The following is a 334-nucleotide window of genomic DNA, read 5'->3' on the forward strand; positions in this document are numbered from 1 at the left end:
CAGCAGCACGTTCCAGGTGAAGATCGGCATGCGGAACATCGTCATGCCGGGCGCGCGCATGCAGATGATCGTGGTGATGAAGTTGACCGCGCCCAGGATGGTGCCGAAGCCGGAGAACGCCAGACCCATGATCCACAGGTCGTCGCCGATGTTCGACGAATAGGGCCTGGTCGACAGCGGGGTGTAGGCGAACCAGCCGAAGTCGGCCGCCCCGTTGGGGGTGCCGAAGCCGGAGACCGCGATCAGCGAGCCGAACAGGTACAGCCAGTAGGCGAACATGTTCAGCCGCGGGAACGCCACGTCGGGCGCGCCGATCTGCAGCGGCATGATCCAG

Annotated in this window: 1 protein-coding gene; it reads right to left on the minus strand. The window is 65.0% G+C overall.

Annotated features, from left to right (window positions below; genetic code table 11):
• Positions 1 to 334 (minus strand): cbb3-type cytochrome c oxidase subunit I (locus tag ADK41_RS09965; RefSeq protein ID WP_199821854.1); only part of this gene is annotated, 334 nt, incomplete at both ends.

The sequence above is a fragment of the Streptomyces caelestis genome, assembly GCF_001279005.1.
Taxonomy (GTDB): Bacteria; Actinomycetota; Actinomycetes; order Streptomycetales; family Streptomycetaceae; genus Streptomyces; species Streptomyces heliomycini.